The sequence below is a fragment of the Bifidobacterium hominis genome (assembly GCF_040095915.1).
In the GTDB taxonomy this organism is placed as follows: domain Bacteria; phylum Actinomycetota; class Actinomycetes; order Actinomycetales; family Bifidobacteriaceae; genus Bifidobacterium; species Bifidobacterium hominis.
On the sequence record NZ_JBBMFR010000005.1, the window covers coordinates 117,155 to 132,309 of the forward strand.

General features: G+C 56.2%; 12 protein-coding genes and 1 tRNA gene. All 13 read right to left on the minus strand.

Annotation, left to right across the window (positions count from 1 at the left end):
* Positions 1–90: 90 nt before the first annotated feature.
* The 13 genes from WMO36_RS05195 to WMO36_RS05255 all read right to left on the minus strand — a co-directional run bounded on the left by WMO36_RS05195 (position 91) and on the right by WMO36_RS05255 (position 15,127).
* Positions 91–570 carry a GreA/GreB family elongation factor gene (locus tag WMO36_RS05195; RefSeq protein ID WP_003835271.1) on the minus strand — a complete coding sequence of 160 codons (480 nt, stop codon included), beginning with the start codon at positions 568–570 and terminating at the stop codon, positions 91–93.
* A 42-nt stretch (positions 571–612) separates the two neighbouring features.
* On the minus strand, positions 613–1,020 hold the full coding sequence (locus WMO36_RS05200) for an FKBP-type peptidyl-prolyl cis-trans isomerase (RefSeq protein WP_065440040.1): 408 nt from the start codon (positions 1,018–1,020) through the stop codon (positions 613–615).
* 51 nt (positions 1,021–1,071) lie between these two features.
* Positions 1,072–2,532 carry an L-serine ammonia-lyase gene (locus WMO36_RS05205; RefSeq protein ID WP_250778739.1) on the minus strand — a complete coding sequence of 487 codons (1,461 nt, stop codon included), beginning with the start codon at positions 2,530–2,532 and terminating at the stop codon, positions 1,072–1,074.
* A 33-nt stretch (positions 2,533–2,565) separates the two neighbouring features.
* Positions 2,566–3,141, minus strand: a complete 576-nt coding sequence (locus tag WMO36_RS05210) for a cadmium transporter (RefSeq protein WP_349077031.1) — start codon at positions 3,139–3,141, stop codon at positions 2,566–2,568.
* Between the two features lie 103 nt (positions 3,142–3,244).
* Positions 3,245–3,324 (minus strand) — tRNA-Leu (locus WMO36_RS05215).
* 40 nt (positions 3,325–3,364) lie between these two features.
* Entirely contained in the window at positions 3,365–4,360 is a 996-nt protein-coding gene (locus WMO36_RS05220) for a Ppx/GppA phosphatase family protein (protein WP_065447412.1), read from the minus strand.
* Positions 4,361–4,387: 27 nt separating this feature from the next.
* Positions 4,388–4,954 (minus strand): DUF501 domain-containing protein, encoded by a 567-nt coding sequence (locus tag WMO36_RS05225; RefSeq protein ID WP_099570706.1) that lies wholly within the window; start codon positions 4,952–4,954, stop codon positions 4,388–4,390.
* An 8-nt stretch (positions 4,955–4,962) separates the two neighbouring features.
* The gene (locus WMO36_RS05230) at positions 4,963–5,520 is read right to left on the minus strand and encodes an FtsB family cell division protein (RefSeq protein ID WP_099595378.1); all 558 of its coding nucleotides are present in this window, start codon (positions 5,518–5,520) and stop codon (positions 4,963–4,965) included.
* Positions 5,521–5,598: 78 nt separating this feature from the next.
* Positions 5,599–6,897 (minus strand): phosphopyruvate hydratase, encoded by a 1,299-nt coding sequence (gene eno / locus WMO36_RS05235; protein ID WP_349077033.1) that lies wholly within the window; start codon positions 6,895–6,897, stop codon positions 5,599–5,601.
* Positions 6,898–7,034: 137 nt separating this feature from the next.
* Positions 7,035–10,583 carry a transcription-repair coupling factor gene (gene mfd / locus WMO36_RS05240; protein WP_349077035.1) on the minus strand — a complete coding sequence of 1,183 codons (3,549 nt, stop codon included), beginning with the start codon at positions 10,581–10,583 and terminating at the stop codon, positions 7,035–7,037.
* Positions 10,573–11,172, minus strand: a complete 600-nt coding sequence (gene pth / locus WMO36_RS05245) for an aminoacyl-tRNA hydrolase (protein ID WP_099570710.1) — start codon at positions 11,170–11,172, stop codon at positions 10,573–10,575. Before pth ends, mfd begins: the two co-directional genes overlap by 11 nt.
* A gap of 87 nt (positions 11,173–11,259) precedes the next feature.
* Positions 11,260–11,772, minus strand: coding sequence for a GNAT family N-acetyltransferase (locus WMO36_RS05250; RefSeq protein WP_349077038.1), 513 nt, complete (start codon positions 11,770–11,772; stop codon positions 11,260–11,262).
* Positions 11,773–11,878: 106 nt separating this feature from the next.
* Positions 11,879–15,127, minus strand: a complete 3,249-nt coding sequence (locus WMO36_RS05255) for a UPF0182 family membrane protein (protein WP_099570711.1) — start codon at positions 15,125–15,127, stop codon at positions 11,879–11,881.
* Positions 15,128–15,155: the final 28 nt, after the last annotated feature.

Here is a 15,155-nt window from a genome sequence, read left to right on the forward strand (position 1 = left end):
GGCTGGTTCATCAGTTGTATTCGATGAACCAGCCTTGTTATGTCGCTTTATGTCGCTGGAATACCAGATTCAGCTTATGACGAACATCACTCAGGCGAGCGGCTTGGCTTCCTTGATGGTCACGGAAATCTCACGTCCGTTCGGAGCCGTGTACGACACCGTGTCTCCCTCGTGAGCGCCGTTGATGGCTGCGCCGATCGGAGATTCCGGGCTGATGATGCTGTAATCCGTGGCGATGGACAGGTCACGCGTGCCAAGCACATAGACCATTTCACGGCCGTTGACATCCAACGTCACCAAAGAACCATCGCCGACTTCGCCGGCCTTGGGCGCGGTCAGAATCTTTGCATTGCGCAGCTTGACGGTCAGTTCCTCGATGCGGCCCTGATTTACTCGCTGAGCCTCACGCGCGGCCTGATAGCCGCCGTTTTCGCTCAAATCGCCCTCGGCGCGAGCCGCGGAAACCTTGGAAAGGATCTCGTCGCGATACTCGCCTTCGCGCCAAGCGAGCTCTTCCTTCATCTTGTCATAAGCTTCCTGCGTCAGCAGAAGCGTTTTTTCTTCGGCCATGTTGCCTCCTTGACCTTGGAAATTACTCTATACCGCTTAGTTTCAGCGAGTGGAGATGATGTCGATCACAAACACCAGGGTGTCTTCGCCGCCGATGCCGGCCTGCGGAACGCCACGGGAACCATAGCCATACTCCGGCGGAATGGACACCACCAAGCGGGAACCGACGTTGTGACCTGGAACGGTCTGATCCCAACCCTTGATGACCTGGCCAACACCGATGCCGAAGCTGGCCGGCTGGTGACGGTCGAAGCTGGAATCGAACGGAGTGTCTTTGCCCCAGACCACACCGTGATAATTAACGGTGACGGTGTCGCCGCGGCGAACCATCGGGCCATTGCCCTCGAACAGTTCCACAACCTTCAGACCTGCCGGAGCGGTCTCGGACGGGAATTCGATGGTCGGGCGATCGCCGAACTCAACATTGACAACGGGCATTTGAGATGCCATGGTGAACCTCCTTGAAAAGCACAATGCCACCTAGACTAGCACCAACCACCGCTAGCATTCAACGACATTGACCGCCAAACCACCTTTTGAAGTTTCTTTATACTTGGCCATCATGTCTTCGCCCGTGTCTTTCATGGTTTTGATGGCCTGATCGAGGGTCACGATATGCGTTCCATCTCCCAGCATGGCCATACGAACCGCATTGATGGCAGTGTTCGCCGCCATGGCGTTGCGTTCGATGCAAGGAATCTGCACTAAACCTCCCACGGGATCACAGGTCAGTCCCAGATTATGTTCGATGCTGATTTCCGCAGCGTTCTCCACTTGCTGCGGAGAGCCACCCATCACCGCGCACAACCCGGCCGCAGCCATCGAACATGCCGTACCGACCTCCCCCTGGCATCCGACTTCCGCACCGGAAATGGAGGCATTGCGTTTAAACAGGTACCCTACCGCACCTGCAGTGAGCAGAAAGGTAATAACGCCCTCTTCGTTCGCATGGTCAACGAAATGCCAGTAATAGTGAAGCACTGCCGGAATGATTCCTGCAGCACCGTTGGTCGGCGCGGTGACGATTCGCCCACCGCCGGCGTTTTCCTCCGACACCGCCAAAGCGAACAAATCCACCCATGCCGCATCCGACGATTCGAGCACCGCATCCACGCGTTTCTTGTCTCGCGCAAGCACATCACTGTTGGAGGCAAGCCTTGCATACATTTTCGGTGCCCTGCGGGGCACATCCAAACCGCCGGGCAGCACGGTCTGCGACGTATGACATCCGCGCTGTACGCAACGACGCATCACCCGCCACACGTTATCCAGTTCGCTGCGAACCTGCACCGCCGACTGCATGGACGTTTCGTTGGCCCACACAATGTCGGCAATACTCATATGGTGCTTCTCGCATAGCGCAATGAGTTCGTCACATGACGTGAATGGATATGGCACATCCGAACCGTCATCAAGTGAGGAATCACTCTGCTGATCGGCGAAAGACATTCCGACCGGCGGACGCTCATGAATGCCGATCATCAGATCATCGGCATTGCCTTGCCGTACGAAGCCTCCACCGATGGAATACCAGACCTGTTCATCAACAAGATTGTTCTGCTGGTCAAATGCTTGGAAACGCATGCCATTAGGGTGTGCGGCCATGCGATGCCACACGTCCATCACCACATCATGCGCATAGTCGAAATCGATGCGATGTTTACCCGCCAGCAACAGTTCCCCACTCGCCTCGCATTCATGACGAATGATGTTCACATGGTCTGTATCGACGGCTTGCGGCATGTTGCCTTCCAGCCCTGCCACAGTCGCACGATCGGTACCATGCCCCAAGCCCGTCAACGCAAGAGAGCCATACAGTACCGTACGCACGCGGCTCACACGGCCAAGCGTTCCCGCATGGTCAAGTGATTCGACAAATTTGCATGCCGCCACCATCGGACCAACAGTATGTGAGGAACTTGGCCCAACGCCTATCTTGAACATTTCGAGAATACTGAACACGCCAATCGCCGCCTTGCTTCTCAGGTGCCTTGCTCAGGCTGCATACAATGCACGGAACATGAGAATCATAATAATCAAACCAATGATGGCAGCCGCAACTTCCACCACCAGCATGATGATGGCCGTGGTTTTACGATTGCCGAGTTTAACGTCAAGCAACTTGGCGAACAGGAAGGCGACGAAGCCAAGAGCTGCGCCATTCAGCGCAATCGCACTAATCTGGCCATTGGTGAGCACACTTTCCCCCACCATGGCAAGCACGGAATTGATGGTGGCGGAGAACACCAGCAGGCTCCATACACCGTAACCGATAAGTCCAACAATCGCATACGCGAACGGGCGGAACCGCTCACGCATCTTGAGCGTGAACGATTCGGCGCACCACAGCAACGCAAAGCCCACAACGAACGTGAACGCCACTGCCATGAACACCGCTTCCATAGCCCATGGAATCAATGCCAAAGACGCCTTCAACAACGAGAAATACAGCGGGGAGCAAGCCAGTTCGCCCACAGCCAAAACTCCTGCGACGATAATCGCTTGAGAGAGCATCAGCGGAATTTCCGTATCGGGCTGTTCGATTACTGGCTTGATATCTTTCGACGTCATACTTTTCCGTTCCGGTCGGCTACTCGGGGTTATCAATGCCGCCAGTGTAATAACGGATTGTTTCGTACATGCTATCCAGCAACGCATTCACAGCGTTATTCGGTGCCGCCAGCGGGAATCGAACCCGCAATCCGAAGAGACCGATTTTAAGTCGGTTGCGTATACCAGTTTCGCCATGGCGGCAAGGCGTCGAACAAGCCGACACCCAAGTTATTATGCCACGTTAACGTTCGGCAAGCAATCGCGTGCCGTAATCCAACACAATGCCATCAAGCAAACCGTGTTCGCTGGCCATGAAGGAGTCGATACGCTGACCATGGTCGGCATAGGCCGCTTCGCTGACTTTGGCGAGCACACGATTCCACACCAAGGCACCGCCGCCAACCACGTCAACACGACCCGGATGAATGGTTTTGTAAGTCAAGCGCTCTTCGCGCGGCATCTTAAGGAACTTGTTATCGACCGCATAAGCGTCTTCCAGCGAGCAGCTGGCACCATCTACCGCGGAATGGTCATATTCGGTCAATCCCATGGCCAGAGCGGTCATGGTGGTCACTGTGCCGGACACGCCGATGATAGTGCGGGTTTTGCCTGCAGGAACCGTTTTGAACGCTTCATCGATATGCTCGTCGATGTCGGCAATAGCCTCTTGGATCTGCGCCTCGGTAGGCGGATCGTTCTTCAAGTGACGTTCGGTCATGCGCACAGAGCCAATGTTCATGGAGAACGCGGCCTGCACCTGCGTGTTCGGATGGCTTACACCGTCGCCGCCAAGCACCAGTTCCGTAGAGCCACCACCCAGATCAACCACCAGATACGGGGCCTCGACGTCGCGACGAACCACGCTCGTGGCACCAAGGAAGCTTAGATCAGCCTCTTCCGTACCGGGGATGACTTCCGGACGCACGCCGAGGATCTGCTCGATATTGTCTTCGAATTCCTCACGGTTCTCAGCATCACGAGTGGCCGAAGTGGCAACGAAACGAATGCCGTCCACCGGATGCTCTTTCAGCACCTCGGCGAATTCGCGGGCAGCGGCGTAAGCACGTTCCAATGCCTCATCGGCGAAACGATGCGTCTTATCAACATCCTGACCAAGACGAATCACACGAAGAATACGCGGAACAATATCTTCAACGCCGTCTTCACTGACACGGGAGACCTTCAGACGAATCGAGTTCGTACCACAATCAATGCCGGCAACAGTAACGGATTTCATTGCTTCTTCTTTCTGTCTGAATATGGTTCAGTCTTCGTTTTCCACCGTGCAACGACATACACTGGGGTCGAATTCATGACGAATCGCTTCCAATGCCATGTCTCCGATCGGATTAGCGCCCTCGCCCATCACCAGAGTTTGCGCCAACAGGGCATGCAGACACTTGACGCGCACAGGCATGCCGCCAGCGCTGGTGCCTTCGATATGCTCCTCACTGTCTCCCATGGCAACGGCGATTTCATGCCGAAAGGCCAAATACAGTTCGTGCGCACGCTCGTAGGCGGCTTTCAGATCGTCATCTTCAGCCAAAAGATCGTTGTACTCCTTCATCTTGCCTTCGGCTTCGATGTGGGAGATGGCTTTCACCGCTTCCGGACCAGTCAAATAGCAAGTGGTCGGGAAAGGCACGTCTCCCGGCAGCAGCGGACGCGTGACCACAGCCAAAGGCCTGCCGCACACGCAACGTGCTCCGACAGCCACCATGCCACGCGGGTAACGACCCAACTGACGCTCGACCACAGCAATATCATGCTCGGTAGCAGGCTGGTCGAGAACCTTCTTCGCCAAGATTTTGGCCCGTTCGCTGATTGTCATACCCTGTGTCACTCCTGCTGATCTCCTGATTGCTGTTGGTTATTGTCTTGTGAAGTTTGCTGCTGGTCACCAGATTCCTGGCCTGTTCCATTCGCATCCGATTCGCCGGCTGACGGACTTCCGGACGTTTCCATCGACTTCGCTTCATCCGACTGGTCGGCTTGTTTGAACGAATACGCCATCTCCTTGTACCAAGGCAGTACGGTTTTCTGCGATTCGTCCGTCGTCTTCTTATCTTCTGTGGTTTCGCCGGTTACCGCTTCGGGATGTTCCACACGAATAGCCTGTTCTCCCGGAAATACGAATCCCAGACGATCCCTCGCCTGCGCCGTGACGTAGGCTTTATCATCCCAACGCGCGATGTCGTTTTCCAATTCCTGCTTTTGCGCTATCAATGAGGCTTCCTGCTTCTTCAAGCCATTCAATTCAGCCATATTCAACGCATAGACATGGAAGGTCGACGCCAACTGGATGATCCCTAAAGCCACGATAAATAACGCCACAAAGAACGCGATGGGACCAGCGCTGCCTTTTTTGGATGCTTTCTTGCGTGACTTTGAACTCATAGCAACGAAAATACCCGTCGCATTCGACGAGGAACACGACGGGCATTCTATATCAGCGCATATTCAATGCGCTTACGCTCACTTGGCGATGTACTTCTTGCAAGCCTTGAAAGCGCTGTAGCCAGCATACTGAGCGGTGGAGCCAAGCTCCTCCTCGATCTCGAGCAGGCGGTTGTACTTGGCGATACGCTCGCCACGAGCCGGAGCACCGGTCTTGATCTGGCCGGTGTTCTTTGCCACAGCCAGGTCGGAGATGGTGGTATCCGGGGTCTCGCCGGAACGGTGGGAAACCATGGAGGTGAAGCCGTTCTTGGTGGCCAGCTCGATGGCGTCGAGGGTCTCGGTAACGGTACCGATCTGGTTCAGCTTGACCAGCAGGGAGTTGGCGGCGCCGAGCTCGATGCCCTTAGCCAGACGTGCCGGGTTGGTGACCAGCAGGTCGTCGCCGACGAACTGCAGGCGATCGCCGAGCTTGGAGGTGATGGCAGCCCAGTCTTCCCAGCCTTCTTCCTGGAACGGATCCTCGATGGAAACGATCGGGTACTCGTTGATGAGGTTCTCGTAGAAGTCGAGCATGTAGCCGGCTTCACGATCATCACCTTCGAAGTGGTACCTGCCGGTCTCCTTGTTGTAGAACTCGGAGGAAGCCACGTCAAGGGAGATGCCGATCTGCTTGCCCGGCTCGTAGCCGGCGGCGGAGATGGCGTCCATGATGTAGTTCAGGGAGTCCTTGTTGGACTTCATCTTCGGAGCGAAGCCGCCCTCGTCGCCGAGGCCGGTGGCCAGGCCTTCCTTCTTCAGGACGTTCTTCAGGGTGTGGTAGACCTCAACGCCTGCACGCAGAGCCTCGCTGTAGGTGTCGAAGCCGTACGGGGAGATCATGTACTCCTGAATGTCGGTGGCGAAGTCAGCGTGAGCGCCACCGTTCATGATGTTCATGTTCGGAACCGGCAGGATGTGGCCGTTGGTGCCGCCGATGTAGCGGTACAGCGGCTGGCCTGCGGACTCAGCGGAGGCGTACAGAGCAGCCAGGGACACGCCGAGGATGGCGTTGGCGCCCAGACGACCCTTGTTCGGGGTGCCGTCGAGCTCGATCATGACCTCATCGAGAGCGCGCTGGTCGGAAGCGTCCATGCCGATGACCTTCGGAGCGATCTCTTCATTCACGGCCTTAACGGCGTTGAGAACACCCTTGCCCTGGTACACGGACTTGTCGCCATCGCGACGCTCCCAAGCCTCAGCTTCGCCGGTGGAAGCACCGGACGGAACGAGACCCAGACCCTGGGCACCGTCTTCGGTGTCGAGGACGACCTCAACGGTCGGGTTGCCGCGGGAATCGAGAATCTGACGCGCGTAAACGCTTTCAATTACTGCCACAACTACTCCTTATAAACGTTAGGTTGTGATGACATTGCCTAGAATAGTGCGTTTTGTGGACGTATGGCAAACTTATCCGACACGATTTATGTGAACGCTCACGTAAATCGTGTCGGATGCGTCCGGAACTTCACCTGTTATTTCCCTGGCGTCGGCTTCCAGTCAAGATCGTCGAGAAGCTGGTTCGTCCATCCAACGACCTCATCGGAACTCATTGGCCCGGATCCAAGCGAACCCGCAAACGGGGTGGGGATCACATACGTTTGGGTGACTGGCCTGTACTGGATGCCTTTGTAGATTCGTGCCATGCGCATCTGCACGGATTCACGTGGCTGGAATTTGGACACGCGAATGTTACGCCCTTGACCGATGATCTCCGTAATGCCAAGCTTTCTTGCTTTGAATCGCAATCTCGCCACATCGAACAATGCTTCGAAATCGACCGGGGGCTTGCCGTAACGATCCGTAAGCTCATCGCGCAACTCGTCGAGATCGGCTTCCGTACGTGCCCCTGCCAGCTTGCGGTAGGCTTCCAATCGCAACTTGTCGGAATCGATGTAGCTGACGGGAATGGACGCTTCGATCGGCAGATCGATTGTGACAGCAACCGATTCCGTACGTTCCGGCTCCTTGTACTGTTCGACAGCTTCGGAAACCATGCGCACATACAGATCGAAGCCAACGCCCTCGATATGCCCGCTCTGCTCGTCGCCCAGCAGATTGCCGGTGCCACGCAGCTCGAGATCCTTCATCGCCACGTCAAAACCTGAACCAAGCGCAGTGTTCTGCGCGATGGTGGCCAGTCGGTCATGCGATTGCTGGGTCATCGGCTTGGTCGGATCGTACAGGAAGTACGCGTAGGCACGTTCACGGCCTCGCCCGACACGGCCACGCAGCTGGTGCAGCTGGCTTAGGCCGAAACGGTCGGCATGATCGACGATCAACGTATTCGCATTGGAAATATCAAGACCGGTTTCGATGATGGTGGTACACACGAGCACGTCAATGTCGCGATGCCAGAAGTCTCGGATCACACCGTCGAGCTGCTTCTCCCCCATCTTGCCATGGGCGATGCCGACATGCGATTCCGGCACCAGCTCGTGAATCTTCGCGGCAACCGAAGCGATGTCTTGCACTCGGTTATGCACGTAGAACACCTGGCCACCGCGCAACAGCTCACGCCTGACCGCAGCAGTGACCTGAGCATCCTCATACGCGCCAACGTAAGTAAGCACCGGCAAGCGGTCTTCCGGAGGCGTGGCCAACGTGGACATTTCACGAATGCCCGTAACGGCCATCTCCAGCGTACGCGGAATCGGCGTTGCCGACAGACTCAGCACATCCACATTGGTACGCAGCGCCTTCAACGTCTCTTTGTGTTCGACACCGAAACGCTGCTCCTCATCGATGATGACCAGTCCCAGATCCTTGAATTTGACCTTCGGCCCAAGCAGTTTGTGCGTACCGATCACCACATCGACGGAACCGTCTTCAAGTCCCTTGATGGTGTCGTTGATCTCCTTGGTGGTTTGGAAACGGCTCATCGCCCTTACTTCCACCGGGAATCCTTCAAAACGTTCGGTGAACGTCTCGAAATGCTGTTGCACCAGCAATGTGGTCGGCACCAGCACAGCCACCTGTTTGGAATCCTGCACCGCCTTGAATGCGGCACGTACGGCGATTTCGGTTTTGCCGAATCCCACGTCGCCGCAAATCAGGCGATCCATCGGCACGGACTTTTCCATATCGGATTTGACTTCGTCGATGGTAGTCAGCTGATCGGCGGTTTCTTGGTATGGGAAAGCGTCTTCCAATTCTTTCTGCCAAGGGGTGTCTTTGCTGAAGGCATACCCCTGCATGCGTTGACGTGCCGAATACAGTTTGACCAGATCTTCGGCGATTTCGTGCACATGCTTACGTGCTTTCGCCTTGGTAGCAGCCCAGTCGGATCCGCCCAGTTTGTTGAGTTTTGGAGCGTCGGCACCGATGTATTTGCTGACTTGGTCAAGCTGATCGGTGGGGATGAACAGTTTGTCGGCAGGGGCGCCGCGTTTGCTGGATGCGTATTCGATGACCAGATATTCGCGTGTGGTCTGGTTGGCGCCCGCTCCGATGGTGCGCTGGCGCATTTCGAGGAACCGGCCGATGCCATGCTGCTCGTGCACCACGTAATCGCCGGCCTTGAGCTCCATTAGGTCGATGGCCTTACGGCGGCGTTTCGGTGTTTTTGTCTGCCCCGCAGCCGATGTGCGTCCGGTCAGGTCGCGCTCGGTAAGCAACGCGACTTTCGCCGCGTTGTCAACGAATCCGTCGATGGCACGCGATCTGATGCAGTCGAAGTTGGCGATTCCCGTTTCGTTGATGGCACGCTTGAGTCGGACAAGAGTGCCTTTCGCTCCTGCAGTGACGGTGACGGCATAGCCGGCATCGAGAAGACCTTCGATACCGGATGCGGCTTTGGCTTCATCCCCGCGATATTCGCCGGGATTGGAAGCGTCGAGCTGAATGTGCCCTTCCCTGCTTGGATCCACACCGAAACTCGTAAGCTTCCATACGTCGTGCCTTGAGAAAACCAGCGATGAAATCGTTTCTTCAAAATCGTAGAAATTCGCCTGATCGAACGTAATCGGAGCGCCGGCACCATGACCGGATGCTGCGACATGCCAGCTGGCAGCAAGAAACTCATTGGCGGTTTTTGCGAGATCGTCAGCCGAACGACGCAATTTTTCCGGATCGGATAGCATGACCAGCGCATGCTTGGGCAACATGCCCTGCACCGGCTCCATGTCATCGACCAATGCGGGAAGCAACGATTCCATACCTTCGACCGGAATGGCGTTGGCAATGGACTCTAGCATGTCTTCGGCATTGGGAATGGATCCAATCAGGGATTTCGCACGCTTGCGCACCTTGTCGGTCAATTGCAGTTCACGGCATGGCGTGGCCCAAACCACAGGAACGTCCTCACCATATGTGCGCTGATCCGAAGCGTGGAACTCCCTGATGATATCGATCTCATCACCGAAGAACTCAATACGCACCGGATGCGGCAATGTCGGCGGAAACACGTCGATAATGCCGCCTCGCACCGCGAATTCACCACGATCCATCACCAAGTCGACTCGAGTATAGGCGTTTTCCACCAGTCGACTCGACGCCTCTTCGAGCGCCAATTCCTCGCCTTGAGAGAACACCAAAGGCTCCACGTCGGCCAAACCTGCAACCACTGGCTGGATCAGGGATCGCACCGGCATGACGAGAATGCGGATGGGTCCGAACAGCTTGCTTCCCTCTTGAGGGTGCTTTAGCCTGCGGAACACCGCCATGCGGCTTGCCACGGTATCGGCACGTGGCGAAAGGCGTTCATGCGGCAAAGTTTCCCATGCTTCAAGCTGTGCCACGTCGTTTGGATCGCCGGAATACCACGAACGAATCGCCTCGACCGTTTCCTCGGCTTCGCGGCCAGAGGCCACCACAAGCACAACCGGCCGCGTTCCCGATGCTCCAGCGGCCAGTGCCGGGCGCAATCCTTCGGGAATGCCAACGGTAATGCTGGGGTCTATGTCGGATTCCGGCACCTCGATCTCACCGGAAATCAGTGCACGAAAATCCTCGTCGGTTTCGAGTACGTCAAGAATGCCAGCCAGAGAACCTGAAGTCGGCAACTGCACCGGTTCAGCGGCCATTGAACTGCTCCTGAGCCTTGGTGAGGCCACTGAAGATGATGGTTTCAGCGGCATCAGCGCCATCGGCGAGGAATTCCGGAAGCTGCTTGCGCTGATCCGGCCCGAATCCGCCCAGCACCCAGTTCACGGTGTTGTCGTGGGCGTGGGCACCTCGCTGCGCGTGGCCAACGCCCATGCGCACACGGGCATACTTCGGAGTTCCCAAGGCGCGATCAATCGACTTGATGCCATTATGGCCGCCTGCGGAGCCGCCTGCCTTGACTTTGATACGTCCGAAATCAAGATCCATGTCATCGTGAATCACCACGATATGGTCCGGTTCAATCTGGTAGTAGGCGCTGATGGAAGCCAATGCATTGCCTGACTCGTTCATGTAGGTGAGCGGCTTGGCCAGGAAGAATTTGACGTTACGACCAGACAGGTTCATCACACCCTTGCCGAGCATGGCAAGCCCTTTATGGTCGGAAAAGTTGACCGACCAACGTTCGGCAAGCAGATCAGCTGCCATAAATCCCATATTGTGACGGGTGCCTTCATATTTGGAGCCCGGATTGCCGAGTCCTGCAATCAGCCAGAAATCAGATGCCATTGAAATCGTTCCATTCATTCATACATACGATTGCGCGCATTCATATTGCGCCACGTTGTCTCGTCTTGATAACCGCAAAGATTGTACTTACAGGTCGAGATACCAGTAACTCATGTCACGCATGGTGCCGGTGGAATCGGTGGCGGCGGTTGGCATGAGTCCAAACTGTGTAAAACCGAACCGTTTCATGAGCGCGATCGAACCGGCATTGTCTGCGAAAATAATGCCGCATGCCTTACGCATATTACGTTTCCAGCATTCTTCGAGCAGTTTGGTGAGCGTATACGTACCGACTCCCCTGCCCTGCCATTGCGGGTCGATGTAGTAGGCAAGATCGGTAACGCCGTCATATCCCGCGCGATCATAGAAAACGGAAAGCGCGCTGAATCCAATGATCTGCTTCTTTCCGTCATCATCTACCGTTTCCGTGACGAACACCGCGTACGGATCATGATGCGATTCAACCCATGCTTTGCGCTGTTCGTATGTGCGTGGGGTTGTATCGGCTGATGATCCCCCTCGTATGACTGCCGCATTGTAAATGTCGGTGATTGCTTGAATGTCGTCTTGCGTTGCGACGCGATAGGAATACTCGGTCATGCATTTGAGCATACCGGGCATGCGCATAAGGCGGAAGGACGGTTCCATATGAGGAACAGTCCTTCCGCCTTATGCAAACAGCGCTCGTTCGGAAATCGTACGAAAACTACTGTTCGAGTTCGAGCGCCTTGTTCAACGCTTCCTGAAGTTTCTTCTGCGCTTCGCCATAAGCGGACCAATCGCCCTTCTTCATGGCCGCGTCGGAATCCTTCATAGCCTGGGAAGCGTCGTTGAGGGCACTCTTCAGATCGTTGCTCATCGTGCTGGAACCGCCAGTGCTGTCGGAACTGCCGCCATCGCCGGAATTCGATCCAGATGACGAGTCAGTGCCGTCCGTTCCGGAAGAACCGTCACTGGTATCGCTCGTGTCGGTCTTGCTGCTGGTGGAACCGTTGACGTTTTCGGCGTCGCCCGCGGACGCGCCGGAGTTGCCGCCGAACACCTGATCAAGCGCTTCGTCCAGCGTGTTGGCGAATCCGACCTGGTCGCCGAAGGCCACCAATACCTTCTTCAGCAGCGGGAAGCTGGTGGAACCGGAGGACTTGACATACACCGGCTGCACGTACACCAGTCCACCACCGAGCGGCAGTGTGAGCAGATTGCCTCGCTGCACATTGGTGGAGCCGGATTCGAGCAGGTTAAGTTCCTTCGATACGTCGGCCGACGCATTGAAGTTGTTCTGTGCCTGACCGGGGCCTGGCACATTGGAATCCTTCGGCAACTCCTGCAATCGAAGAGTGCCATAGTTCGCGCCGATCTTGCCTTTTTCGTTGCCCGCATCGGAATCGACAGACAGGAATCCCGTCAAAATCTCTCGGGTTGACGTACCTGCGGGAATATACGACGACGTCAATGAGAACACCGGCTCGTTGGAGCCGCCGGTCTGCAGCGTCAAATAGTAGGGCGGTTGCAAAATGTCACGTTCCTGCGCCTGCTGGGATTCGGTCGGATCGACCGGGGTCTGCCAGAAATCCTCACCAGAGAAGAACTGGTTGGCGCTCGACACATGATATTTGGTCAACAGTTCGCGCTGCACCTTGAACAGGCTTTCCGGGTAACGCAGGTGGCTCATCAGATCGCCGGAAATCTCCGACAGCTGGTGGTACTGGCCGGGGAAGATCTTCTGCCATGCCTTAATCACCGGATCGGATTCGTCCCACACATACAGGTCCACGGAACCGTCATATGCATCGACGGTGGCTTTCACGGAGTTGCGAATATAGTTGGCGTTCTTCGAAGCCAACTCGCTCACGGTGGCAGAAGATTCCGTGGTGGAATCCTTAGAGGCTTCGCCCAGATCGGTCATCTGCGAATACGGGTAGGCGTCGGAAGTGGTGTAGCCGTCGACGATCCACTTGACGCGGCCATCCACAACCGCCGGGTACACACGACCGTCAAGCGTCAGGTATGGTGCGACCTTGGCCACACGCTCCTTCGGGGAACGATCGTAGAGGATTTGCGATTCGGAGTTCACACGGTTGGAGAACAGAATCTGGTCGGAGCCGAAACGGATGGCATACAGCAGTCGGGAGAAGACATTGCCGATCTTTGGACCGCCGTCGCCGTCGAAGGTGTTCGTGGCTCCTTCGGAACCGGTCGGGTAATCGAACTCCCACGACTGCGTGCCTTCCGGAGCGCCCACAATCGAATATTCGGAAGCGTTCGGCGAGAAGTAGATGCGTGGCTCATACTGTTCGGATTCGGTGAGCTTGCCTTGGGTTGGGATGCCCGCCTCAAAGAACTTCGGCTGGCCGTCAGCGGTCACCTTGTTGCCGTAGGCGGCCACCACACCATAGCCGTGCGTATACACGGTATGGTCGTTGACCCAGTTGCGATTGTCAAGACCGGCAAGGTCAAGTTCGCGTGCCGCGATCACCGTGTCTTGGCTCACGCCATCGACCTCATATTTGTCGACGGCAAGAGTGTCGGCAAACGTGTAGTACTGCTTGGATTGCTGCAACTGCTTGAACGTTGGGGAAACTATCTGCGGATCGAGCAGTCGGATCTGCGCGGTCGATTCCGCGGAATCGGCCAGCGCGCCTTCCTCGCCTTCGGTGGTGGCTTGGTATTGTTCCGTCTTCACATTGTTCAAACCGTAAGCTTCACGCGTGGCGTCGATATTGCGTTGGATATAGGTTGATTCCATCTCCTGCGCATTCGGGTTCACTCGGAAACGCTGCAGTAGCATCGGCCATGCCACGGTAAGCACCAAGCTCACTACAATGGCGGATGCGATGGCCACGGTCGGCACTTTCCACGCCTTGAACGCTTCGGAAGCGCGTGCCGCAATCGGGGCCTGACCTTCCAGAGCATGCGATTTCATGATCCACACGCCGAGAATCACACCCAATATGGCGGTGATGGCGGCCATGATGAAGGTAACGGGAATCGTGGCGTTGACCGTGGTGTAGGTGGCGCCGGTAATGCGGCTACCCTCCTGCGTGAGGTGGGAGAACACGCCGAGCACCTGATTCGCGGCCCAAGCGAACATGTTGAGCATCAGCCAGATGCCGATCTGCCTACGGGCGCGCTTGGTGATGTGGAACAGTCCACGGCCATGCACTGGCATGGTGATACGGATGCCGCCCATCATCACATGCGTGACGATGGAGAAGATGATACCTGCCAGCAGCAGCAACGACACCGCCGACATAATCAACTTCAAGCCAGGCAATACGAATACGTAGAAACCGTTGTCGATGCCGAATTGCGGATCGGTGGTGCCGAAGCTCTGGGCATTGAACATCAGCAGGATCTCAGACCAGTTCGCATTGAACTGCGATCCGAACATCAGACCGACGATCAGTGAAATCACCACTGCCACACGACGTGCGCTCTTCGAACTTACGCCTTTGCCTACTTCGATGGTGTCGCCGTTAATGCGAATGGTGGAGCCGTCTGCAGCGTCAGGGCGGGCCCAGATCGCAAGCGACGCAGAAAGGAATCCGACCGCGGCGATCAACAGCGCATATGCCACCCACAGGCCTACCCTAGTGCCCAGCTGCGTCCAAATGACGCTTTGGAAGCCAAGCTGCGCATACCACATAACGTCGGTGATGAACTGCGCCAGACCGAAGAACAGTCCGACGATAATGGCGAGCGCCAGCACCACTCCGATCAGAATTTTGCTGCCATTCGACGGTTTTCGTGGGCGGTTCGGCTTGCGTGTGATGCGCGGACCGGACGGGCCTCTTGGAGGCATGTTCGCCGAAGACCGGGCGGTGTTGTCGCCATCGGTTTCGACATTGAGAATGATGGGATCATCGTTACCGGATTTATTGGCACGCTGCCCTTGAGGACGGTTCGGGCCGCTTCCCGGGTCAAACATGGGACCAAACATATCAAAGAAAGACATGCTAATAGCCTATCGATAGGCACGGAAC

What these genes read in the sequence shown, in the direction of transcription:
- WMO36_RS05195 (WP_003835271.1), bottom strand. Translation starts at nt 570, where the DNA reads ATGGCCGAAGAAAAAACGCTTCTGCTGACGCAGGAAGCTTATGACAAG.
- WMO36_RS05200 (WP_065440040.1), bottom strand. Translation starts at nt 1,020, where the DNA reads ATGGCATCTCAAATGCCCGTTGTCAATGTTGAGTTCGGCGATCGCCCG.
- WMO36_RS05210 (WP_349077031.1), bottom strand. Translation starts at nt 3,141, where the DNA reads ATGACGTCGAAAGATATCAAGCCAGTAATCGAACAGCCCGATACGGAA.
- WMO36_RS05220 (WP_065447412.1), bottom strand. Translation starts at nt 4,360, where the DNA reads ATGAAATCCGTTACTGTTGCCGGCATTGATTGTGGTACGAACTCGATT.
- WMO36_RS05225 (WP_099570706.1), bottom strand. Translation starts at nt 4,954, where the DNA reads ATGACAATCAGCGAACGGGCCAAAATCTTGGCGAAGAAGGTTCTCGAC.
- WMO36_RS05230 (WP_099595378.1), bottom strand. Translation starts at nt 5,520, where the DNA reads ATGAGTTCAAAGTCACGCAAGAAAGCATCCAAAAAAGGCAGCGCTGGT.
- mfd (WP_349077035.1), bottom strand. Translation starts at nt 10,583, where the DNA reads ATGGCCGCTGAACCGGTGCAGTTGCCGACTTCAGGTTCTCTGGCTGGC.
- pth (WP_099570710.1), bottom strand. Translation starts at nt 11,172, where the DNA reads ATGGCATCTGATTTCTGGCTGATTGCAGGACTCGGCAATCCGGGCTCC.
- WMO36_RS05250 (WP_349077038.1), bottom strand. Translation starts at nt 11,772, where the DNA reads ATGACCGAGTATTCCTATCGCGTCGCAACGCAAGACGACATTCAAGCA.
- WMO36_RS05255 (WP_099570711.1), bottom strand. Translation starts at nt 15,127, where the DNA reads ATGTCTTTCTTTGATATGTTTGGTCCCATGTTTGACCCGGGAAGCGGC.